This window comes from Nocardiopsis sp. iso_237 (assembly GCF_056173345.1).
Genome location: NZ_CM149669.1, coordinates 3647608 through 3669525 on the forward strand (window position 1 = coordinate 3647608; position 21918 = coordinate 3669525).

16 protein-coding genes and 1 pseudogene are annotated in these 21918 nt (G+C 73.6%); 13 read left to right on the plus strand and 4 right to left on the minus strand.

Annotated features, from left to right (window positions below; translation table 11 throughout):
• Nucleotide 1 precedes the first annotated feature (1 nt).
• Genes AC0VYM_RS16845 through AC0VYM_RS16860 form a run of 4 tightly spaced genes read left to right on the plus strand, consistent with a single transcriptional unit; the run spans nt 2 to nt 5875 of the window.
• Entirely contained in the window at nt 2-1624 is a 1623-nt protein-coding gene (locus tag AC0VYM_RS16845; RefSeq protein ID WP_475453201.1) for an FAD-dependent oxidoreductase, read from the plus strand.
• 53 nt (nt 1625-1677) lie between these two features.
• Complete coding sequence (locus AC0VYM_RS16850) at nt 1678-3858, plus strand: hydantoinase/oxoprolinase family protein (RefSeq protein WP_475453203.1); 2181 nt, start codon at nt 1678-1680, stop codon at nt 3856-3858.
• Nucleotides 3855-4550 carry a hypothetical protein gene (locus tag AC0VYM_RS16855; protein WP_475453205.1) on the plus strand — a complete coding sequence of 232 codons (696 nt, stop codon included), beginning with the start codon at nt 3855-3857 and terminating at the stop codon, nt 4548-4550. Before AC0VYM_RS16850 ends, AC0VYM_RS16855 begins: the two co-directional genes overlap by 4 nt.
• On the plus strand, nt 4547-5875 hold the full coding sequence (locus AC0VYM_RS16860) for a transporter (RefSeq protein ID WP_475453207.1): 1329 nt from the start codon (nt 4547-4549) through the stop codon (nt 5873-5875). The genes AC0VYM_RS16855 and AC0VYM_RS16860 overlap by 4 nt, the downstream gene beginning before the upstream one ends.
• A 69-nt stretch (nt 5876-5944) precedes the next feature.
• Here the strand turns inward: AC0VYM_RS16860 and AC0VYM_RS16865 are convergent, their stop codons facing one another.
• Nucleotides 5945-7759 (minus strand): serine/threonine protein kinase, encoded by a 1815-nt coding sequence (locus AC0VYM_RS16865; RefSeq protein ID WP_475453209.1) that lies wholly within the window; start codon nt 7757-7759, stop codon nt 5945-5947.
• 308 nt (nt 7760-8067) lie between these two features.
• Here AC0VYM_RS16865 and AC0VYM_RS16870 point away from each other — a divergent pair, with 308 nt between their 5' ends.
• From AC0VYM_RS16870 to AC0VYM_RS16880, 3 genes and pseudogenes are all read left to right on the plus strand, one after another.
• Nucleotides 8068-9321 carry a cytochrome P450 gene (locus AC0VYM_RS16870; RefSeq protein ID WP_475453211.1) on the plus strand — a complete coding sequence of 418 codons (1254 nt, stop codon included), beginning with the start codon at nt 8068-8070 and terminating at the stop codon, nt 9319-9321.
• A 90-nt stretch (nt 9322-9411) separates the two neighbouring features.
• Nucleotides 9412-10452: an endo-1,4-beta-xylanase gene (locus tag AC0VYM_RS16875; RefSeq protein ID WP_475453213.1), complete on the plus strand. Its 1041-nt coding sequence runs from the start codon at nt 9412-9414 to the stop codon at nt 10450-10452.
• A 219-nt stretch (nt 10453-10671) separates the two neighbouring features.
• Nucleotides 10672-10953, plus strand: a pseudogene (locus tag AC0VYM_RS16880) (aminoglycoside phosphotransferase family protein); the annotation flags it as partial.
• A 50-nt stretch (nt 10954-11003) separates the two neighbouring features.
• On the opposite strand, the gene AC0VYM_RS16885 reads toward AC0VYM_RS16880, so the two are convergent.
• Complete coding sequence (locus AC0VYM_RS16885; protein WP_475453215.1) at nt 11004-12011, minus strand: AraC family transcriptional regulator; 1008 nt, start codon at nt 12009-12011, stop codon at nt 11004-11006.
• An 82-nt stretch (nt 12012-12093) separates the two neighbouring features.
• Here AC0VYM_RS16885 and AC0VYM_RS16890 point away from each other — a divergent pair, with 82 nt between their 5' ends.
• Together AC0VYM_RS16890 and AC0VYM_RS16895 are read left to right on the plus strand one after the other, a co-directional pair.
• Entirely contained in the window at nt 12094-12957 is an 864-nt protein-coding gene (locus AC0VYM_RS16890; protein ID WP_475453217.1) for an SDR family oxidoreductase, read from the plus strand.
• A complete protein-coding gene (locus tag AC0VYM_RS16895; RefSeq protein ID WP_475453219.1) occupies nt 12942-13802 on the plus strand; it encodes an NAD(P)H-binding protein in 861 nt (286 codons plus the stop codon). Before AC0VYM_RS16890 ends, AC0VYM_RS16895 begins: the two co-directional genes overlap by 16 nt.
• A gap of 85 nt (nt 13803-13887) precedes the next feature.
• On the opposite strand, the gene AC0VYM_RS16900 is transcribed toward AC0VYM_RS16895, so the two are convergent.
• Entirely contained in the window at nt 13888-14592 is a 705-nt protein-coding gene (locus AC0VYM_RS16900) for a pentapeptide repeat-containing protein (protein WP_475453221.1), read from the minus strand.
• A 202-nt stretch (nt 14593-14794) separates the two neighbouring features.
• Nucleotides 14795-16378, minus strand: coding sequence for a PucR family transcriptional regulator (locus tag AC0VYM_RS16905; RefSeq protein WP_475453223.1), 1584 nt, complete (start codon nt 16376-16378; stop codon nt 14795-14797).
• Between the two features lie 293 nt (nt 16379-16671).
• On the opposite strand from AC0VYM_RS16905, the gene AC0VYM_RS16910 reads away from it, so the two are divergent.
• The 4 genes from AC0VYM_RS16910 to pucD are packed head-to-tail and all read left to right on the plus strand — an operon-like array spanning nt 16672 to nt 21840.
• Nucleotides 16672-17541, plus strand: coding sequence for an FAD binding domain-containing protein (locus tag AC0VYM_RS16910; protein WP_475453225.1), 870 nt, complete (start codon nt 16672-16674; stop codon nt 17539-17541).
• Nucleotides 17532-18050, plus strand: a complete 519-nt coding sequence (locus AC0VYM_RS16915) for a (2Fe-2S)-binding protein (RefSeq protein ID WP_475453227.1) — start codon at nt 17532-17534, stop codon at nt 18048-18050. The genes AC0VYM_RS16910 and AC0VYM_RS16915 overlap by 10 nt, the downstream gene beginning before the upstream one ends.
• On the plus strand, nt 18047-19405 hold the full coding sequence (locus AC0VYM_RS16920) for an 8-oxoguanine deaminase (protein ID WP_475453229.1): 1359 nt from the start codon (nt 18047-18049) through the stop codon (nt 19403-19405). The genes AC0VYM_RS16915 and AC0VYM_RS16920 overlap by 4 nt, the downstream gene beginning before the upstream one ends.
• Nucleotides 19405-21840: a xanthine dehydrogenase subunit D gene (gene pucD / locus AC0VYM_RS16925; protein WP_475453231.1), complete on the plus strand. Its 2436-nt coding sequence runs from the start codon at nt 19405-19407 to the stop codon at nt 21838-21840. Before AC0VYM_RS16920 ends, pucD begins: the two co-directional genes overlap by 1 nt.
• Nucleotides 21841-21918 lie beyond the last annotated feature (78 nt).

A 21918-nucleotide genomic window follows, 5' to 3' on the forward strand; every position in this document is an offset into this window, starting at 1 on the left:
CATGCCCCAGAGCAGTACCGAGATCCTCGTCGTCGGCGCCGGGCTGGGCGGGGTCGCCGCCGCCCTGGCGGCCGCCGACTCCGGCCGCCGCGTGGTGCTCACCGAGCCCACCGACTGGATCGGCGGCCAGCTCACATCGCAGGCCGTGCCACCCGACGAGCACCCGTGGATCGAACGCTTCGGATGCACCGCCTCCTACCGGCGTCTGCGCGAGGGGATCCGCGACCACTACCGGCGGGTGTACCCCCTGCGCGCCGAGGCCGCGGCCGGACGCGAACTCAACCCCGGCGCGGGCCGGGTGAGCAAGCTCTGCCACGAGCCGCGAGTGGCCCTGGCCGTGCTGGAGGAGATGCTGGCTCCGCACCGCTCGGCGGGACGCGTCACCGTCCTGACCCGGCACCGCCCGGTGGCGGTCCGCAGCGAGGGCGACCACGTGCGGGCGGTGGTCCTGGAGGACCACGCGGGCGGGCGCCACACCGTCTCGGCCGACTACGTCCTGGACGCCACCGAGGACGGCGACCTTCTGCCCATGGCCGGGATCGCCCACGTCACCGGGGCCGAGGCCCGCTCCGAGCACGACGAACCGCACGCGCCCGAGACCGCCGACCCCGCCAACCTTCAGGGCATCACCTACTGCTTCGCCGTGTCCCATCACGAGGGCGAGGACCACACCATCGAGCGTCCGGCCATGTACGACTTCTGGCGCTCCTACCGGCCGGACTTCTGGCCCGGGCCGCTGGTGGGCTTCTCCGCGCCCGACCCGCGCACCCTGGAACCGGTCGCGCGGACCTTCGTACCCAACCCCGCGACGGATCCGCTCGCCGTCGCCGCCGACCAGAGCGCCGACGCCGGGGACAAGGAACTGTGGGGGTTCCGCCGGATCCTGGCCCGGGGGCTGCACACGCCCGGCGCCTTCGACTCCGACATCACCCTGGCCAACTGGCCGCTGAACGACTACTGGCTCGCTCCCGCCCTGGAGATCGAGGGGCTGGTGGACGCCGCCACCGTACGCCGGGCCCACGAGGAGGCCCGCCAGCTCTCGCTGTCGGTCCTGTACTGGCTCCAGACCGAGGCGCCCCGAGCGGACGGGGGCACCGGCTTCCCCGGCCTCAGGCCGCGCCCCGACGTCACGGGCGCCCCGTACGGACTGGCCAAGGCGGCCTACGTGCGGGAGTCCCGGCGGATCCGGGCGGTCACCACGGTCACCGAGCACGACGTCTCCCTGGACCTGCGCGGCCCGCACGGAATCGCGCACCGCCACGACTCGGTGGGGGTGGGCAGCTACCGCATCGACCTGCACCCCTCCACGGGCGGCGACAACTACGTCGACATCGCCAGCGTGCCCTTCGAGATCCCCCTGGGAGCGCTCCTGCCCGAGCGGGCGACCAACCTCCTGCCCGCCGCGAAGAACATCGGCACCACCCACATCACCAACGGCTGCTTCCGGCTGCACCCCGTGGAGTGGAACGTCGGTGAGGCCGCCGGGCGTCTGGCCGCCTTCGCCCTGGAACACGGCACCACGCCGCACGCCGTGCGCGAGAAGGCCGACCTCCTCCGGGACTTCACCGCGCTGCTGGACCGCACCGGCGTCGAACGCCGCTGGCCCGACGTCCGCGGCTACTGACGCCCACGGCCGGACGGCCCCGCCCCAGGCACCACCGCACAGACAGGCCCCCCATGAGCGACCCGACCCCGCCCCCGGCCCGCGACCCCGTACGCGTCGGCATCGACGTCGGCGGTACCTTCACCGACGCCGTCGCCGTCAGCGCCACCACCTACGCCCTCCTGGGCCAGGTCAAGGTCCCCACCAGCCACGACCACGCCGACGGCGTCGCCCACGGCATCATGACCGCGCTGGAACGGCTGCTCGACGACATCGGGGCGAGCGCCGACGACGTCGGCTTCCTCGCGCACGGCACCACCCAGGCCACCAACGCCCTGCTGGAGGGCGACGTCGCCACCATCGGGATCGTGGGGGTGGGCAGCGGCTTCGACGCCCTCGCCACCCGGCGCCTGCGCTCCCTCGGCAGACTGCGACTCGACTCCGGCCGGGCCCTCCCGGTCCGCTACGCCGCCCTGCGCGCCCCCGAGAACGGTGCGGCCGCGCTGGCCAGCGTGGACGCCGTCCTGGCCGAGGGCGCGGAGGTGGTCGTGGCGGTCGAACCCTTCAGCGTGGACGACCCCGACGGAGAGCGGTCGGTGCTGGCCGCCGCCGCCACGCGCGGAGTGCCCGCCACCGCCACCCACGAGATCACCCGGCTCTACGGCCTGGGCAAGCGGGCCCGCACGGCCGCCCTCAACGCCGGGGTGATGCCCCGCATGCTCCAGACCGCCGACCTGGTCGAACACAGCATCCAACGGGCGGGGGTGCGTGCTCCGCTGATGGTGATGCGCTGCGACGGCGGCGTGATGTCCCTGCCCGAGATGCGCTCCCGTCCCCTGCTCACGGTGTTGTCCGGCCCCGCCGCCGGGGTCGCCGGGGCGCTGATGGGTGAGAGGGTCAGCGAGGGCGTCTTCCTGGAGACCGGCGGTACCTCCACCGACATCAGCGTCGTCCGGCGCGGCCGCGTACAGATCCGCCACACCCGGCTGGGCGGCCGGGAGACGTACCTGTCCGCCCTGGACGTGCGCACGGTCGGCGTCGGCGGCGGGTCACTGGTCCGGGTCAGCGGCACCGCCCCCGGCGAGGCGGCCCTGACCGGTGTCGGCCCGCGCAGCGCCCACATCGCCGGGCTCCCCTACGCCTGCTTCGCCGCCCCCGAGGAACTGCGGGGCGCCCGCCTCGCCCTGGTGAGCCCGCTGGCGGACGACCCGGCCGACCACGCCGTCCTGGCGGCCGGTGGACGGCGCTTCGCCCTCACCGTCACCTGCGCGGCCAACGCCGCCGGGCTCGTCCCCGAGGGAGACCACGCGCGCGCTGAGGCCACCACGGCCCGCCTGGCCCTGGAACCACTGGCCCAGGCCCTGGGCACGGACGTGGTGACCGCCGCCCGCCGAGTTCTGCGCACCGCCACCGACCGCGTCTCCGAGGTGGTGGACGCCCTCGTGGACGACTACCGCCTGGACCGCGACGTGTGCTCACTGGTCGGGGGCGGCGGGGGCGCCGCCACCGTCACCCCCTACCTGGGTGAGCGCACGGGCATGGCCGCGCGCATCGCCGCCCACAGCGAGGTGATCAGCCCCCTGGGCGTGGCCCTGGCCCTGGTCCGCGAGACCGTGGAGCGCATCATCCCCGACGCCACCCACACCGACGTCCTCACCGTGCGGGCCGAGGCGGAGCGCGCCGTCCTCGCCCAGGGCGCCGATCCGGCCGCCGTCGAGGTGGACGTCACCGTCGACCCCCGGCGCAACCTGGTCACCGCCGTGGCCACCGGCGCCACAGCGCTGCGCGCCAAGGACCGCGCCGCCGCCACGGACGAGTCGACGGCGCGCGCCGCTGCCGCCGCCAGCCTGGACGTCCGCCCGGACGAGCTCACCGAGTACGCCGCCAACGGCCAGTACCGGGTCCTGGGCCTGGTCCGGCGGCCCGGCGGCCCCCTCGGCCGCTTCGCCCGTCCGCGCACCCACGTACGCGTCGTCGACGCCGAGGGGGTCGTACGGCTGCACAGCGCCGACGCCGAGGTGGACACCCTCGTCGCCGGTCAGGCCGAGGGCGCGCTACGGGACCTGGTCACCGAACGCACCGTCTACGGGGACGGCGGCGCCGTGCCGCCCGCCGTGTGGCTCCTGCTCGGCCCCAAGCTCGCGGACCTGTCCGGGGTCATGGACGCCGGGCACCTGCTGGCGCTGGCCGGAACGGAGATCGCCCGGCGCGGCCCCGACGAACCGGTCGTGGTCCTGACGGAGCGGCGCCGGTGACCGCCCCGGCCCGCGGCCCCGGCGAGGGCCCGGAGCCGCGCCCCGGAACCGGCCTGCGTGAGCGGTACGCGCGCATCGCGCGCACCCCCGAGGCGGAACTCGCCGCCGACCTGCTCGCGCTCACCCCCACGCACGAGGGCCGGGAGCGGGCGGACCTGCTCACCTGGGCCGGGCACGCCCTGGCCTTCGGCCGGGAGATGGCCGACGCCCGCGACGGCCCCCGCGACGTGTCGGAGGTCCGGGTGGCCGAGCGGGCCCGGGGCGGGGTCCGCCCCGACCAGATCCTGCTCGCGGAGTACCTGCACCGCTCCTCGGGGTCCCTGGTGGTCGTCTACGACGACGCCCTCGACTACGCCCGGCGCGTGGCCCGCGCCGCCGGTTGGGGCGCCGACTACCCGCGTGCCGCCGTGCGCCGGGCCGCCCTCGCCCACGAGGAGGCCCACCGCCTGCTGCACGGCGGGCACGGCCGGGCCCTGCGCCGGAGGATCGACCACACCGCGCTGCGGATCGGGCCGCTGCGCCTGCGCGGACACGTGGTCGGCGCCGACGAGATCGCCGCGCACGCCTACGCCCACCACCGCTGTTCCCTGAACCGCAGCCCGATCGCGCTCACCGCCGCCATCGCCGCCTCCCTCTCCCACCCGGGCCCGCACCGGACGGGACCCGACACCCCTCCCGGAGACCACCCGTGACCGCCTTCGGCATCCTGTTCGCCATGGCGGTGGGCGTCAGCCTCATGCTCACCCGCCGCCTGCCCACCGCCTTCGCCCTCGTCCTGCTCTCCGTGGCCATCGCGCTGATCGCCGGGGCCCCGCTCACCGGGGAGGAGGGCAGCGTGGTCGGGACCGTCCTCCAGGAGGGGGCACCGCGCCTGTCGGCCACGATGATCGCCATCCTGCTGGGCAGCTGGCTGGGCACCCTGATGTCCGAGACCGGCATCGCCTCGACGCTGGTCCGCAAGATCGTGGAGTTCGGCGGAGAGCGCCCCTCCGTCGTGGCCGTAGGGGTCTTCCTCGTCGCGATCCTGTGCGGCAGCATCACCGGCTCCGCACCGGCGGCGATGCTCGCCGGCGTCGTCGGCATCCCGGCCATGATCGCGGTCGGGGTGACCCCCACCGTCGCGGCCGGGACCGTCCTGGTGGGCATCGCCGCCGGGGTGCCCCTGGAACTGATCAACTGGCAGTTCCTGTCCGACGCCATCGGCGTGCCCGTCTCCACCGTCCAGCACTTCCAGCTGCGACTGTTCCCGATCGCGCTGGTCGGCGGACTGGCGTACATCCTCGTGGAGATGCGCCGCAGGGGCGCCCGGCACACCTGGTCGGTGCGGGTCCCCGCCCCGGCGGGCGGCGGTCCCGACCGTCCGCCCAGCCGCAGGGAGAGGGCGGCCGAGCGGCGGCGCCGACGCGGAGACGCGCCCTGGTACGCGCTGGTCACCCCGTTGGTCCCGATCGTGCTGGCACTGGGCTTCGAGGTGCCCATCATCCCGTCGCTGCTGACCGGTGTGGTCTTCGCCCTCGCCACGGCGGTCCCCTGGCGGGAGGCGTCCGCGACGGCGCTGCGCACCCTCTACCGGGCCTTCGACGTGGCGGCGCCACCCATCGTGCTGTTCATCGCCATCGGCATGCTGCTGGCCGCCGTGGGGCTCCCCGGCGCCGTCACCGCGCTGAGCCCCGTGGTCACCGTGATCAGCCCGAGCGACCCCTGGCTGTTCGTCCTCGTCTTCGCCCTCCTGGTGCCGCTCAGCCTGTACCGGGGACCGATGAACATCTTCGGACTGGGCGCCGGGGTCGCCGGGGTCCTCATCACCGGGAACGTCTACCCCGCGCCCGCCGTGCTGGGCCTCATGGCCTCCTACGGCCAGGTGCTGGGGGTCTCCGACCCCACCAGCACGCAGACGGTGTGGGCCTCGCAGTACGCGGGGGTGCGGCCCGAACGGTCCATGCTCTCCACCCTGCCCTACACGTGGGTGATCGCCGTGGCGGGACTGGTCCTGGTGGTCTTCCTCTACCTGCTCTGAACCCGCGGAACGGGTGAGGGGGTGGTGGGACCGCGCGGTCCCACCACCCCCTCACCCGAAGACCCCGGGTCAGCCCCAGAAACCGAAGCTGAACAACAGGAAGTTGGTGGCGGCCATGGCGGCCAGCGCCAGCACCACGCCCACCACGAACGACGTCCGCAGCGAACGCACCAGGTACTCCAGGGACACCATGTTGTTGAGCAGGAAGTAGCCCAGCATCATCGCGTGCACGAACCCGTCCACGCTCCACGGCTCGAACTGGAAGACCGACCCGGTCCACATGTCGGCCTCGGCCGTGAACCACGCCCACGCCAACGCCGCCCCGTACCCCAGGGGGATCTGGATCAGCGGGATGATCATCAGCGGCAGCAGCTTGACGAAGCCCCACAGCCCCGGCTGGTCGGCACGGCGCGCCTCGGCCTGGGCCCGACGGGCCGCGTCCTGCTCGGCGCGCAGCCGGTCACGGTGGGCACGCTCGGCCTCCTGCCGACGGCGCTGCTCCTCCTGCTGTTCCTGGGCGCGGCGCTGCTGACGCTGCTGTTCCATCTGCCGCTGGCGCTGTTCCTCCGCCCGGCGGTACTGGCCCTCCTGCTCCTGGCGGGGGGCGGCGCGCTGGTCGCGGCGGCCGCCGTAGAGGTCCGCGTAGGGGTCCTCCGCACCGGGGCCGCCCTGACCGTACTGCTGCGTGGACTGGTGCTGGGACGGCTGGTACTGGGCCGTGGGCGGGACCTGGCCGGGCTGGCCCGGCGCCTGGGTGCCCGGGAAGGCCGCCGTGGGCTGGTGGGAGGACCCCTGCTGGTCGCCCAGCACCGAGGTGGCCCCCGCCGAGGGGTCCTGCGTCCCGTACCCGCCCGAGGGCGCCACCTGCGTGGACTGGTCGTCCCCGAAGGCGCCCGCGGCCGCGGCTCCGGCCACCGCCCCGGCGGCACCACCCAGCGCCGCCGCGCCACCCGCGCCCAGGAACTCGGTCCGCTGGTGGCCGCCGGTCGCACCGGGGTCGCCCGCCGAGGTCGCCAGGGCCTTGTTGACCTTGGCCACCTGCTCCTGCACGCCCATCATCACCGCCGGGGGGAGCCAGGAGGACCCGGCGTGCACGTCCCCCAGGTAGTCCAGGATCTCGCCCGGGGCCGGCCGTCCCCGCACGTCCTTGGACAGACAGGCCGCGATGAGGTGGCGCAGCGACTCGGGGACGGCGGACAGGTCCGGTTCCCGGCTGATGATGCGCATGACCATCGTGGGCATGTTGCCCTCGCCGAACGGCCCCGTCCCCGCAGCCGCGAAGGCCAGCACCGCGCCATAGGCGAACAGGTCGCTGGCGGGCGTGAGCTCGGAGCCCTGCACCTGCTCGGGGCTCATGAAGCCCGGCGTGCCGATCACCGACTGCGTCGCGGCGGTGCCGTCGGTGGCCCGCGCGATACCGAAGTCGATCACCCGGGGCCCGTCCTCCGCCAGGAGCACGTTGCCCGGCTTGAGGTCGCGGTGGATCAGACCGACCCGGTGGATCTCGGCCAGCGCCTCGGCCAGACCCGCCGCCAGGACCCGCACGCTCGCCTCGGGCAGCGGACCGTGGGCCTGCACCGCCTCGTCCAGGGGCAGCGAGGGCACGTAGGAGGTGACCAGCCAGGGCACCTCGTCGTCGGGCCCCGCGTCGATGACCGGAGCGGTGAACGCCCCGCTGACCTGGCGCGCCGCGGTGACCTCCCGGGCGAACCTCTGCCTGAAGGAGGGATCCGTGGCCAGGTGCGGGTGAATGCGCTTGATCGCGACCGCGCGGCCACCGGCCGAGCGCCCGAAGAACACCTGACCCATGCCACCGGCGCCCAGGCGCCCGATCAGCCGGTACCGACCGACCCGCTCCGGATCAGAGTTCTCTAGCGGCCCCAACGTCCTCAACCTCCGGCTCTGCGGCGTCTTCCTACCGAACGGGGCCCCAGTCTAGGCGTTGGCCGCGCCCCCCGGACCACCCACACGACGTGTGATCCGCCCCGGTGTCCCGGGGTTCGCACGAACCCGCAGGAGGGGGCCGGGGACCCCCGTGCGCGAGCGGGCCGGAGGGAAGGGCAACCGGTCCGAACGAGCGGCCCCCGGACACGGTTCCCACCTGGCCACTGACGGCCAACTCCGGCGTTCCACCCGGGTGCGAGGGCCCGGACGCCTAGGCTCGAAGGCGTCCCTGAGAGGAGCCACCCAGCATGCGGACACTCGACACCCTCCGTACCGACGCCCAGCTCCGCCTGGCCCACGGCGTGTCGTGGTTCACCGCGCAGCGCGGAGACCACCCCAGCCGCCTCCTGCACTGGCCCTGGCGGCAGAACCCCTACCCGACCTACCGCAGGATGCGCGAACAGGGGCCGGTGGTCTCCAGCCGGCTCCCCTTCCAGGCCGCCACCACCCGCGCCGCCGTCGACGAGGTCCTGCGCTCACGCGACTTCGGGGTCGAACCGCCCGAGGGAATCGCGATCCCCGAGCAGTACCGCGTCGTGGACCTGTCCTTCCTCCAACTGGACCCGCCCGACCACACCCGGCTGCGCAGACTCGCCCGTCCCGCGTTCAGCCCGCGCCGCATGACCGAGTACCGCGCGGAGATCGAGAAGATCACCGCCGAACTCCTGGACGCGGCCCTGGCCCGCGACGACTTCGACCTCATGCGCGACTTCGCCCAGCCCCTGCCCATCGCCGTGATCAGCCGCCTGCTGGGCGTCCCCGAGCGCGACGACGCCGACTTCGTGCGGATCGGCTTCGTGATCGGCGCCGCGCTCGACGGCGCCAACTCGGCGCGTCACCTGAAGGAGATCCGCGACGCCACGGCAGAATTGGACCGGTTGTTCGCCCGTCTGATGGACGAACGCCGCGCCGAACCGCGAGAGGACGTGGTCTCCACCCTGGTCCGGCAGTCCGACGGCGGGGAACTGACCGCCACCGAACTGACCGCGATGTGCCGCCTGCTGCTGGTCGCCGGGTTCGAGACCACGGTGAACCTGATCGGGAACGGAGTGATGGCCCTGCTGCGCCACCGCGAACAGTGGGAACGGCTGACCGCCGACCCCGCCCTGGCCACCGGCGCCGTGGAGGAGGTCCTGCGCTTCGACTCCCCGGTACAGCTCACCGGACGCTGGGCCCAGGCGGACACGCAGGTCCAGGGGGTCCCGGTCCGGGCCGGTCAGCAGCTCATGTGCCTGATCGGATCGGCCAACCGGGACCCGGGCCACTTCACCGACCCCGACCGGTTCGACATCACCCGGCCCGACGCCGGTGAGCACCTGTCCTTCTCCGGAGGGGTCCACTACTGCCTGGGCGCCCCGCTGGCCCGGTTGGAGGGCGAGATCGCGCTGCGCGTGCTCGCGGAGCGGGCACCGGGGCTGCGGCCCACCGGCGCGCCCACCCGACGGGGCACGCTGACGGTGCGGTCCCTGTCCGCGTTCCCGGTGTCCGCCGGGGCCCGGTAGAAGGTGGGGGCCGACGGGGTTCGGGGGGCCGCCCGGGACGGCTGGCGGGCGGCCACGCGCGGGAAGGGTGTCCTTCTCACCGCGGGGGCGGTGTGCGTGGTCGTGTCCCTGGTGGTGGCGGTACTGGCGCTGGTCCTTCCGGGCCCGGGTGAGGAACCGTCGAGCGAACTCCCGGCCCTGGCCCGCTCACACGGGATCGAGCTGGGCGTGGCCGTGGCGGTGAACCCCCTGACCCACGACTCCCGGTACCGGGACCTGGTCACCGACCACTACACGTCGGTGACGGCGGAGAACACCATGAAGTGGCAGTACGTCCAGCCCGAGCGCGGCACGTTCGACTGGAGCGGCCCCGACGCGGTGGTGGGCCACGCCGAGGACCACGGGCTGTCGGTGCGGGGCCACACACTGCTGTGGCACAACCAGCTGCCGGACTGGCTGGCGCGGGGGTCCTTCGACGCCGAGGAGCTGCGGTCGGTCATGCGTGAGCACTTCGGCGCGCTGATGGGCCGCTACGAGGGTCGGGTGACCTCCTGGGACGTGGTCAACGAACCCTTCGAGGACGACTCCCCCCGACTGCGCGAGAACCTCTGGTACCGGACCCTGGGAGAGGACTACGTCGCCGAGGCGCTGCGGACGGCGCACGAGGCCGACCCCGAGGCTCGGCTGTACATCAACGAGTTCGGGGTGGAGGGCAGCGGGGAGAAGGCCGACGCCCTGTACGAGCTCGCCTCGGACCTGTTGGACCAGGGGGTGCCGCTGCACGGGATCGGGTTCCAGGGACACTTCGTGCACGGCGACGTACCCGACGACCTGGCCGGGAACATGCGGCGCTTCGCGGAGCTGGGCCTGGACGTGGAGATCAGCGAACTGGACGTGCGCGTCCCCGAACCGGCCACCACCGAGGACCTGGAGGCCCAGGCCGACGAGTACCGGCACGTCCTGGAGTCCTGCCTGGCGGTGTCCCGCTGCGTGGGGGTGACCGTCTGGGGCGTGGCCGACGCCCACTCCTGGATTCCCGACTGGTTCCCCGGGTACACGGCCGCGCTGCCCTTCGACGACGACTACGCGCCCAAGCCCGCGCTGGGCGGTATGGTCGAGGCGCTCAGCCGAGGCCGCCGCGCCCAGCGGTAGGACGGCACGGAGGAGGTGTTCGTATGCGTTAGGCACGCGCCCCTCCCCCACTCCTTCATCACGCCCTGAAGCGACGACGAAGGAGACCGAGAGCATGACCGAACCCACTCCCCCGATCCCCGTGCCGCCCGCGTTCACCGAGCACCTGAGCACGATCCTGGGCCCCGGATGGCCCGCGTCCCTGCCCGGACTGGCCGCCCGCCAGTGCGACCGGTGGGGCCGTGGCTGGCGATCGACCCCAAGCCGCTGGTGGGCGACACGGGCTTCGAGCTGCTGCCCGCGCTACGCAACCGGTGGGAGGAGGCCGAGGCCACCGGCGACCCGCTCCGGGAGGTCCGGCGCCGCTTCGACCTGCTCACCGAGGCGGCGGGGCTCGACCGGGACCGGGCCCGCGCCTGGACCCTGGTGCGGGTCCTGGAGAACACCCTCTGGGAGATCGAGGACGGGGAGGACCCCGCCGCCGGGGTCGCGGGCGCCGTGGCCCGCGCCCTGGAGGCCTGACCTGTTCGGGGCGGCCGTCGCGGAGACGCGGCGGCCGCCCCTGCGGCGTCTCAGCCGCCCGGGCCCGGAGCGGCCCCCACCAGGGCCTCCCCGCCCCTCGGCGCGGCCCGCCGTACGGGCGCGTCCGGCACGCCCCGGCGGTGTTCGGTGGGCGTGGTGCCGCGCAGCCGCTTGAAGGCGGCGCTCAGGGCGAAGGCGTTGGAGTAGCCGACCCTGCGCGCGACCGCGTCCACGGTGGTGTCGGACTCGCGGAGCAGGTCGGCGGCCCGGCCCACCCGCCAGTCGGCCAGGTAGGTCATGGGCGGGACCCCCACCAGCGCGCGGAAGTCACGGGCCAGGGTGGCGCGGGAGACCCCGCAGCGTTCGGCCAGCACGGCCACGGTCCAGGGGTCGGCCGGACGGTTGTGCATCAGGCGGAGCGCCTGGCCCACCACCGGGTCGTCCATCGCGGTGTACCAGGCGGGTGGACGGGCCCCGGGGCGGTCGAACCAGGCGCGCAGCACGGTGATCAGGGCCAGGTCCAGGAGGCGGTCCAGGACCAGTTGCTGGCCCGGGGAGGGGCAGTCGATCTCCGCGGTGATCAGGTCGCGGAGCCAGTCCTGGCACTCGTCGCCCGGGACGACCAGGACGGGCGGCAGGGCCGAGACCAGGCGCTGGCTGAGATCGCCGGAGACGTCGTAGTAGCCGCTCAGCAGGAGGTCCGGGGAGTCCGAGGACTCCCCGTAGGTGCGCAGCCCCTGGCTGGCCTCCTCGGCCAGGACTCCGCCGTCGGGGCCGAGACAGGTGTTCCGGTCCAGGACCGTGCAGGTGACGGGTGCGTCGGCGGGGTGGGCGACGGTGTGCGGCCCGGGGGCGCGCAGGATGGCGGTGTCCCCGGCCGCCAGTGTGAGGGGCTCACCGTCCTCGGGGACGATCCAGGCGTGTCCGCGCACCATGGTGACCAGGGTCAGCGGTGAGTTGTGGTCGAACCGCACCGCCCACGGCGGGTTCATGACTGACCTGCTGAAGAGCGCCCCTCGGGCGCGGACCCCGTCCAGGAGGTCCGAAAGTGCGTCCATGCCGACAAGCGTAGACGATGGGATATCCGGTTGAGCTTCTGGACCATGGATCGTCTCATACTGGTGGGGTTGAATCAGGGTCATGACAGAGAACACGAACACCACGCCGACACGTCCGGTCCTGGTGACCGGCGCGACCGGGATGACCGGCAGGCGAGTCCTGGCCCGGCTGCGGGAGAAGGGCGTGGAGGCGCGGGCGGCCTCCCGCTCCTCCGCGTGGGCCTTCGACTGGAGCGACCCGGCCACCTGGGACCGGGTGCTGGACGGCGCCGGCGCGGTCTATCTGGTGCAGAACGACCTGGACCCCCGCACTCCGGAGTTCGTGGAGCGCGCGGTCGCACTCGGGGTGGAGCGGATCGTCCAGCTGTCGGCGCGCGGCGTCGACGGACCGGCCTACTTCGAGCACGGGGACGACGCCCCCGCGCATCTGCTGGGAGAGCGGGCGGTGAAGGCCAGCGGCCTGGAGTGGACGATCCTGCGGCCCGGGTGGTTCTCCCAGAACTTCAGCGAGGGACTGCTGGTGGACGGAGTGCGTGCCGGGGTGCTGCGGCTCCCCACCGCCGACGGAGCGACCACCTGGGTCGACACGGAGGACATCGCCGCCGTGGCGGTGGCGGGCCTCACCGAGCCGGGCCACCACGGACGCACCTACGAGCTGGGCGGGCCCCGGGCCCTGACCGTGGGCGAGGCGGCCGCCGAGATCGCGAAGGCACTGGGCCGCACCATCCGCTACGAGCCGGTGTCCGAGGAGGAGTACGCGAGCGGCCTCACGGCGGAGGGCTGGTCCGAGGCGGAGGCCGGGGAGATGGTCGTGGCGCTCTCAGCCATCCGGCGCGGCCTGGAGTCCACGCGGTCCGCCGGTGTCCGGGAGGCGCTGGGACGTGAGCCGCGCGACTTCTCCGACTACGTGAACAGGACCTTCCACGAGGGATGGGGACAGCCGTGACGGTACTGGTACTCGGCGCGACCGGGATGACCGGATCGCGTGTGGCGCGACGCCTGCGCGAGCAGGGCGTACAGGTGCGGGCGGCCTCGCGCTCCTCGGAGTGGACCTTCGACTGGCGGGACCGCTCGACCTGGGACCGGGCCCTGGACGGGGTGCGCGCGGTGTACGTGTCGCCGTTCGACCCCGAACCGCTCACCCCGCCCTTCGTGAAGCGCGCGGTGGCGCACGGCCTGGAGAGGATCGTGCTCCTGTCCGGCCGCGGGGTCGACGACCGGGACTACTTCCCCCAGGTCTACGAGACGGACCCGGAGCTCGTCACCACCCACGTGCTCGGCGAGGAGGCCGTCAGGGCCAGCGGTCTGGGGTGGACGATCCTGCGGCCCGGGTGGTTCTCCCAGAACCTCAGCGAGGGGTTCCTGAGCCGGGTGGTGCGGTCGGGCCGGATGCGGCTGCCCACCGGGGACGGGGCAGCCACCTGGATCGACGCCGAGGACATCGCCGCCGTGGCGGTGGCCGCGCTCACCGGGGAGGGGCACCACGGGCGCACCTACGAGCTCTCCGGGGCACGGGCTCTGGACCTGGCCGAGGTGGCGCGGGAGATCTCGCGCGGTCTGGGCCGCGAGGTCACCCACGCGCCCGTGACGGTCGAGGAGTTCGTGTCCGAACACGTGGCCCAGGGGTGGTCGGAGGAGGAGGCGCGCGGTGTGGCCTCGGCCCTCTCCCCCATCCTCCGGGGCAAGGACGCCCACGTCTCGACGGGTGTCCGTGAGGCGCTCGGGCGTGATCCGCGCACCTTCACGGAGTTCGTGGCGGACGCGGTGGACTCCGGGGCGTGGGAGCGGTGAGACGAAGCCGCACCTTTACGTCGTAGATTCATACACGGCCCCGCGCCCCGCACAGCAACGGCTGCGCGGGGCGCGCCCGCGTGCCCTACTCGCTGACGGTGATGCCCAGCGACCCCAGGATCATCCCGGCCTGGACGGGGCCGATGGTGGCACCGCGCAGGAAACCGGCCTGCTGGAGCTCCAGCTCCCCCAGGTCCACCCCGCGCAGGTCCGCCCCGGTGAACCGGGCGTTGACCAGGTTGGCCCCGCGCAGCCGCGACTCCACCCACACCGTCTCGCGCAGGTCGGCCGAGGCCAGGTCCGCCTCGTCCAGGCGCAGCCCCTCCAGGGTCTGGCCGCGCAGGACCAGCCCCTTGCACCGGGCCAGCATCAGGTTGCACTGGGAGAAGGAGTAGCCGATCCCCCGCAGCGAGTTGAGCCCGGCGCCGGTCATCCTGCACCCGGTGAAGACCGTGTCGGTGAGCAGCGCGCCCTGCCAGCGGGTGTTGGCCAGGTCCGTGCGCTCGAACCGGGTGTCCGTGCACTCGGTGTGCGCGAAGGAGGCCCCCGGGGCCCCTCCCCCGGTGAACACCGCCCCCTCCAGGACCGCGCGGTCCAGGCGGGCCCCGTCCAGACGGCAGTCGACGAACCGGGCGTCCACCAGGTGGGCGTCGCGCAGGTCGGCGCCGCTGAGGTCGCAGCGGGTCAGGACGCGCGGGGCTCCCGGGTCCTGGGCCAGGGCCTCACGCAGGTCGTGCTCGGACAGGTCGGCGTCGGTGGTCTCGGGCTTGGCGAGAAGGTCGGTGCTCACGCTCCGGACCTTAGAGCATGTTCGGCGGACACACACCCTGCTGCGCGTCGCCCCAGCGGCACTCGCACGGCGTTCTCATCAGTCGACAGCCCAACCCGGGCTGACTCCTTCTTCGGCCTTGCGCCAGCACCACTGGATGCACCGCTCGCGACAGGCAGCATCCACCGAACACGCCCTGGCGCCCACCACCGACAGTCGGGGATCAGTCGCGCAGTTTGAGCGCCAGGAACAGGTCGACCCGGTGCTCCAGGCTGCTCAGGTCGCGGCCGGTGAGCTCCTCGACCCGGCCGATCCGGTAGCGCAGGGTGTTGACGTGCACGTGCATGGCGGCGGCGCAGCGCTGCCACGAGCCCGAGTGGGCCAGGAACTGCTCCAGTGTGTCGACCAGCTCGGAGCGGTGGTCGCGGTCGTACTCCAGGAGCGGCCCCAGCAGACGTTCACGGTAGGACGTCTGCACCTCCTCGGGCACCGAGGCCAGCAGGAGTTCGTGCGAGTCGATCTCGGCCCCGGCGATAACCCGGGAGCGTCCGCCGCGCAGTTCCGCGAGGCGGCGCGCGTGCCGGGCCTCCACGGCGGCGCCGCGCAGCTCCGCCACGCCCCGGGAAGCCGAGCTCAGCCCCACCGCCAGCCGGTAGTCGAGCAGCCCGCCGTCCAGGACGCGGGCGCGGTGGACCAGTTCGGCGCGGATGCCCTCGGTCCTGGACCGGGCCTGGTCCTCGGGGCCCTCCACGGGGATCACGGCCAGGGCGTCGTTGTCGCCGGTGACCACGGCCCCCGGGTGGTCGGCGACGAGTTCCGCGACCACGCGGCGCGCCAGGTCCGGCACGCGCGGTTCAGGGAGCATCATGGCACTGACCACGACGTTCACGCGGTCGTCGGGCTCGGGGGCCCGCTCCTCTCCGGTGCCGCGCATCAGCGCGGTGACCTCGTCGAAGCGCTGGGCCGCCAAGAGCCGGGGCAACCCCTCCAGGTGGCGCGCGGTCGTCAGCGAACGCTCCTCGTCGCGACTCCGCGCCAGGACGCTGACGGAGACGAGTTCGGCCACCGCCTCGTGCTCCTCCTCGCTCCAGGACTCGTGGTCACCGGTACACACGAGCAGCCAGTTGGAGAGCGGGTGCGACTCCTTGGTCCGGATGGGGACGACCGTCAGCGCGCGCCCCTGCCCTCCGGCGGAGCCCCGGGTGGTGTACGGGAAGGCCGACCAGGTCAGGGCCCTGGCCGCGAGGTCCTCGCGTTCCTCGGACGTCAGCGGCTCGCCGGAGGACGCGACGTGGCGGCCACTGGCGGAGACCACCCACGCGGTGATCCCGGCCTGTCGTGCGGCGGAGGCGAAGGCGTCGGGGAAGTCCGCGCCCGAGGCCACCTCGGCCATCAGGCGGCGCTGGCGGTCCCGGGTCTCCGCGATCGTCGTGAAGCGACGCTGGGTGAGGGAGCGCAGCACCTCCTCGGTGACCACGCCGAAGGAGGTCTCCGGGGGGATCTCGACGAGGGGGATGTCATGGGCCGTGCAGGCGGCGACCAGGTCGTCGGGGACCTCGCCCAGGGCGGTGCCCGCCCCCACGGCCAGGGCCCCGGCGCCGACCACGGAGGACACGAAGGTCTCGGAGTCCTCCGGGCGCGTCCGCCACATCATCCCGGTGAGGACGAACTCCCCTCCGCGCAGGTAGCGGGCGGGTTCGAGCAGGTCAGTGGTGTAGGCCCACCGGATGTCGCGGTGGGCGTGCTCGGCGCCCGCCAGGAACCGCAGGTGCAGTCGCTTGACGGCGAGCAGCTCACTGATCTGCATGGACTTCCCTCTGTTGGTCGGGTGGGGCGGCTTCCCCCGGGTGGCGGCCTGTATCAGGACAGTGTGCCCCCGAACCGGGGCGTTCGACGACATCCCCGGCGGTTCCGGGGCGTGGCTCCGGCACCGCTTGTAGGAAACGCCCAACGCCGGTGGTTCGTTCCGCGGACTCTTCATGTCATCGACGGCTGGTCGGGCGTCCGAACAGAGTGCTCTACTTCACAGCATCGCCCACTAACGAGGGGTCGCGGCAGAATCGACGCGACCGGACCGCACTGCGCAGGACGAGGACGAGCATGGAATTCCTGAGGCCATCCACGCTGGTGGAGGCCCTAGAGGCCAGGAGCGCCCACCCCGACGGCGTGCCCATCATGGGCGGCACCGACGTGATGGTGGAGCTGAACTTCGACAAGCGCCGCCCCTCGGCGCTGATCGACCTGACCCGGGTCCCCGAGCTGACCGAGTGGGGGGTGGACGGGGGCCGCACGCGTCTGGGCGCCGGGGTTCCCTACACCCGGATCATCGAGCACCTGTCGGGCCGGGCGCCCGCGCTGGCCAAGGCCTCGCGGTCGGTGGCCTCCCCCCAGATCCGCAACCGGGGCACGGTCGGCGGCAACCTGGGCGGGGCCTCCCCCGCCGGGGAGGCGCACCCGCCGCTGCTGGCCACCGACGCCGAGATCGAGCTCGCCTCGGTGCGGGGCACGCGCCGGGTCCGGGCCCGCGACTTCTACCAGTCGTTCCGCACCACCGCGCTGCGACCGGACGAGCTGATCACGGCGGTCCTGCTGCCCGAGGCCACCGGTCCGCAGCAGTTCGCCAAGATCGGCACCCGCAACGCCATGGTGATCGCGGTGACCTCCTTCAGCCTCGCGCTGGACTCCGAGCGGCGGACCGTCGGCACCGGGATCGGCTCGGCCGGGCCGACGCCGCTGCGGTCGGAGGCGGCCGAGGAGTTCCTGGAGGGTGAGTTCGACTGGGAGGACGGCCGCCCCCTCTCGGAGGCCGTGGTGCGCCGCTTCGGTGAGCTCGTGGCCTCCGCCTCCCGTCCCATCGACGACCAGCGCGGCACCGCCGAGTACCGCAGGCACGCCCTCTCGGTCATGGCGCGCCGCGCGCTGAGCTGGTCCGTCACCGACTACCGGAAGGGGTCCGCGCGATGCGCGTGAATCTGAACGTCAACGGTGAGGACGTCACCGCCGACAACGTGTGGCCGGGCGAGAGCCTGCTGTACGTACTGCGTGAGCGCCTGGGCCTGCCGGGCAGCAAGAACGCCTGCGAACAGGGCGAGTGCGGCTCGTGCACCGTCTACTTCGACGGCGTGACCGCGTGTTCGTGCATGATCGCCGCCGGACAGGCCGAGGGCCGCGAGGTGCGCACCGTCGAGGGTCTGGCCGAGGGGCCCGGCAAGGGCGGAGACCGGACCCTGGGCGTGGTGCAGGAGGCGTTCGTGGAGGCGGGAGCCGTCCAGTGCGGTTTCTGCACGCCGGGTCTGCTGGTGCAGACCGACGACCTGCTGGAGCGCACGGTGGGCGCGGGCCGGGGAGCTCCCGGCGACGCCGAGATCCGCGAGGCGCTGGCGGGCAACCTGTGCCGCTGCACCGGGTACGAGAAGATCATCGACGCCGTGCACCTGGCGGCCGAGCGTCGTGCCGAGGAAGCCGGGAGCGGCTCATGAGCCGGACCGTGGTCATCGAGGGCGCCCACGTCGTCACCGTGGACGGCGCCGAGTACGCCGACGGGCACGTGGTGTCCCGGGACGGTGTGATCACCGCCGTGGGCGCGGGACCGGCCCCCCGGCTGGAGGGTGGGGTCGAGCGGATCGACGGGCGGGGCTGCGTGGCCACGCCGGGTCTGGTCAACACCCACCACCACCTGTACCAGTGGGCCACCCAGGGCCTGTTCGCGGACGGCACGCTCTTCGAGTGGTTGGTGGGCTCCTACGAGATCTGGCACCGGCTGGACGCCGACGTGGTCTCGGGGACGACCTCGGCCGGTCTGGCCCACCTGGCGCTGTCGGGGTGCACCACCGCCTCCGACCACCACTACATCTACCCCGCGGGGCGCGGCGACATCGTCGCGGCCGAGGTGGAGGCCGCCCGCGAGGTGGGGGTCCGCCTGGACCTGGCGCGCGGTTCCATGGACCGGGGTCACAGCCAGGGAGGACTGCCGCCGGACAGCGTGGTGGAGACCCTGGAGGGTGCCCTGGCCGGTACGGCCGCGGCGATCGACGCCCACCACGACCCCTCCGCCGGGTCCATGACGCGGGTCGCGGTGGCGCCGTGCTCGCCGTTCTCGGTCTCCCGTGAGCTGATGACCGGCGCCGCCGATCTGGCCCGGGACCGGGGCGTGCGCCTGCACACCCACCTCGCGGAGACCCTCGACGAGGAGGAGCAGTGCCTGGCCGAGTTCGGGTGCACCCCCGTGGAGTACGCGGAGAGGCTCGGCTGGCTGGGTGAGGACGTGTGGTTCGCGCACGCCGTACACCTGTCGGACGCGGCGATCGGCCGGATCGCGGCCACCGGTACCGGTGTCGCGCACTGCCCGACCTCCAACGCCCGCCTCGGCGCCGGTATCTGCCGGGTGCCGGAGCTGCTGGAGGCCGGGGCGAAGGTGGGGCTGGGCGTGGACGGTCCGGCGTCCAGCGAGCTGACGGGGCTGGCCGGTGAGATGCACCAGGCCCTGCTGATGGCCCGGGCCCGCAAGGGCCCGCAGGCGCTGACCGCGCGCCAGTCCCTGGAGCTGGCCACCCTGGGCGGCGCCCGGGTGCTGGGCCGCGACGCGGAGCTGGGCTCGCTGACGGTCGGCAAACAGGCCGACGTCGCGCTGTGGCGGGTGGACGGCTTCGGCCCCGACGTGATCGCCGACCCGGTGGTGGCGCTGACCTTCGGTCCCGTCCCTCCCCTGGAGCGGCTCCTGGTCGGCGGGAACACCGTCGTCGACCGGGGCGAGCTGCGCACCCTGTCCGCCGAGACCGCCGCCGCGCGGGGTCGTGCGGCGCACCGATCCCTCATGCAGGAGGCGAACCGCTGATGACGGCGACGACCAAGACCGTGACCACGGACCTGTCCAGCACCACCAAGGACGGCCTGGGCGCCAGCCCGCGCCGCCCCGACGGCACGCTGAAGGTCACCGGCGAGTTCGCCTACTCCTCGGACCTGTGGATGGAGGGCATGCTGTGGGGCGCGACCCTGCGCAGCCCGCACCCGCACGCCCGCATCCTGGGCATCGACGTCACCGAGGCGCTGAAGCTGCCGGGTGTGGAGGCGGTGCTCACCCACGAGGACGTGCCCGGCGCGAAGCGCTACGGCCTGGAGTACCAGGACCAGCCGGTGCTCGCCTTCGACAAGGTGCGCTACAAGGGCGAGGCGGTGGCCGTGGTGGCCGCCGACCACCCGGAGACCGCGCGCCGGGCGATGGAGCGCGTCCGGGTGGACTACGAGGTGCTGCCCCCGGTGAGCGACCCGCTGCGGGCCGCCCACGATCCCGGGTACCCGCTCGTCCACGAGGAGGGCACCCTCCCGGTCCACGAGGAGTACCGGCAGAGCGGCAACCGGGTGCGCCACCAGCCCATCCGCACCGGTGACTTCGTGGCGGCGGCGGAGTCGGAGGAGCAGCGGACCCGGGTGCTGGAGCGCCTGCGCGCCGAGGCCGACGCGGTCGTGGAGACCGAGTACGAGGTCGGCATGCAGGACCAGGCCTTCCTCGGCCCGGAGTCGGGGATGGCGGTGCCCGCCGAGGACGGCGGCGTGGACCTGTACGTGGCCACGCAGTGGCTGCACGTGGACCAGAAGCAGATCGCCCCGGCCCTGGGCCTGCCCCAGGAGAAGGTGCGGCTCACCCTGGCCGGGGTGGGCGGCGCGTTCGGTGCCCGCGAGGACCTGTCGATGCAGATCCACGCGGCGATGCTGGCGCTGCGCACCGGCAAGCCGGTGAAGTTCGTGTACAACCGCGAGGAGTCCTTCTACGGCCACGTGCACCGGCACCCGGCCAGGATGCGGTTCGAGCACGGCGCGAGGGCCGACGGCACGCTGGTGTACGCCACGTTGGAGATCGTCGTGGACGGCGGCGCGTACGCGTCGGCCACCCCCGCGGTGGTGGGTGTGGCCTCCTCGCTGGGCATCGGCCCCTACGAGGTGCCGCACGTGATGGTGGACGCCTACGGCGTGTACACCACCAACCCGCCGTGCGGCGCCATGCGCGGCTTCGGCGCGGTGCAGGCCTGCTTCGGCTACGAGTCGCAGATGGACAAGCTCGCGTCGGAGCTGGGCATGCACCCGGTGGCGCTGCGGGTCAAGAACGCGATGGCGCAGGGCTCCCGGATCATCACCGGCCAGGAGATCGACATGCCACTGCCCATGGTGGAGATGCTGGAGCGCGCCCGCGACCTGCCGATGCCGGTGGAGCGGACCGCGTTGGAGGACCCCTCCGACCAGCGCACCCTTCCGGGCGGCGTGGCCGGGACCACGCGCGGCGAGGGTGTGGTGCGCGGCGTGGGGTACGGGGTCGGTCTGAAGAACCTGTGCTTCTCGGAGGGCTTCGACGACTACTCCACGGCGCGGGTGCGCATGGAGATCGTGGGCGGTGAGCCGGTGGTGCTGGTGCACACGGCCGCAGCCGAGGTCGGCCAGGGACTGGTGACGATCAAGGGACAGATCGCCCGGACCGAGCTGGGGGTGGAGCGGGTGGCGATCGCCCCCTCCGACACCCAGGTGGGTTCGGCGGGTTCGTCCTCGGCCTCCCGGCAGTCGTACATGACCGGCGGCGCGGTGAAGATGGCCTGCGAGGCGGTCCGGGAGTCCGTGTTCGCGCTGGCCCGTGAGCGCGGGATCGTCCCGCCGGAGGTCGCCGACGCCGAGCTGTCGCTGGTCGGTGGCAAGGTCGTCTCGGAGAGCGCCGGGGTCCTGGTGTCCCTGGCCGACCTCCTGGGCGAGTCCGCCAGCGGCGGGACGGTCGTGGAGGAGACCCGCGAGCACCACCACCGGCCCACCGAGGTGCTCGACCCGACCCTGGGGCAGGGGGCCTCGCACACGCAGTTCGGAATGTGCGTGCACCGTGCCGTGGTGGACGTGGACGTCGATCTGGGCCTGGTGAAGGTGGTGGCCCTGGACGCGGTCCAGGACGTGGGCAAGGTGCTCCACCCGCAGCAGCTGGCCGGTCAGATCCAGGGCGGTTCGGCCCAGGGGCTGGGGTTGGCGCTGATGGAGGAGATCCAGGTCAAGGACAGCGAGATCCGCAACCCGTCCTTCACCGACTACCTGATCCCGACCATCCTGGACATGCCGCCGATGCGCATCGACGTGCTGGAGCACCCGGACCCGCACGCCCCCTACGGACTGCGGGGCGCGGGTGAGCCGCCGACGCTGTCGTCGACCCCGGCGATCGTGGCCGCCGTGCGCGCCGCCACCGGGCGTCCGCTGACGCACGCGCCGGTGCGTCCGGAGGACATCGTGGGCATCGAGCTGTGACCCGCGGCCGCCGCGTGCGGCGGCCGCACCCGGAGGGGTGACGGCGCCCGTCGCCCCTCCCCCTCAGTCGCCCGCCCC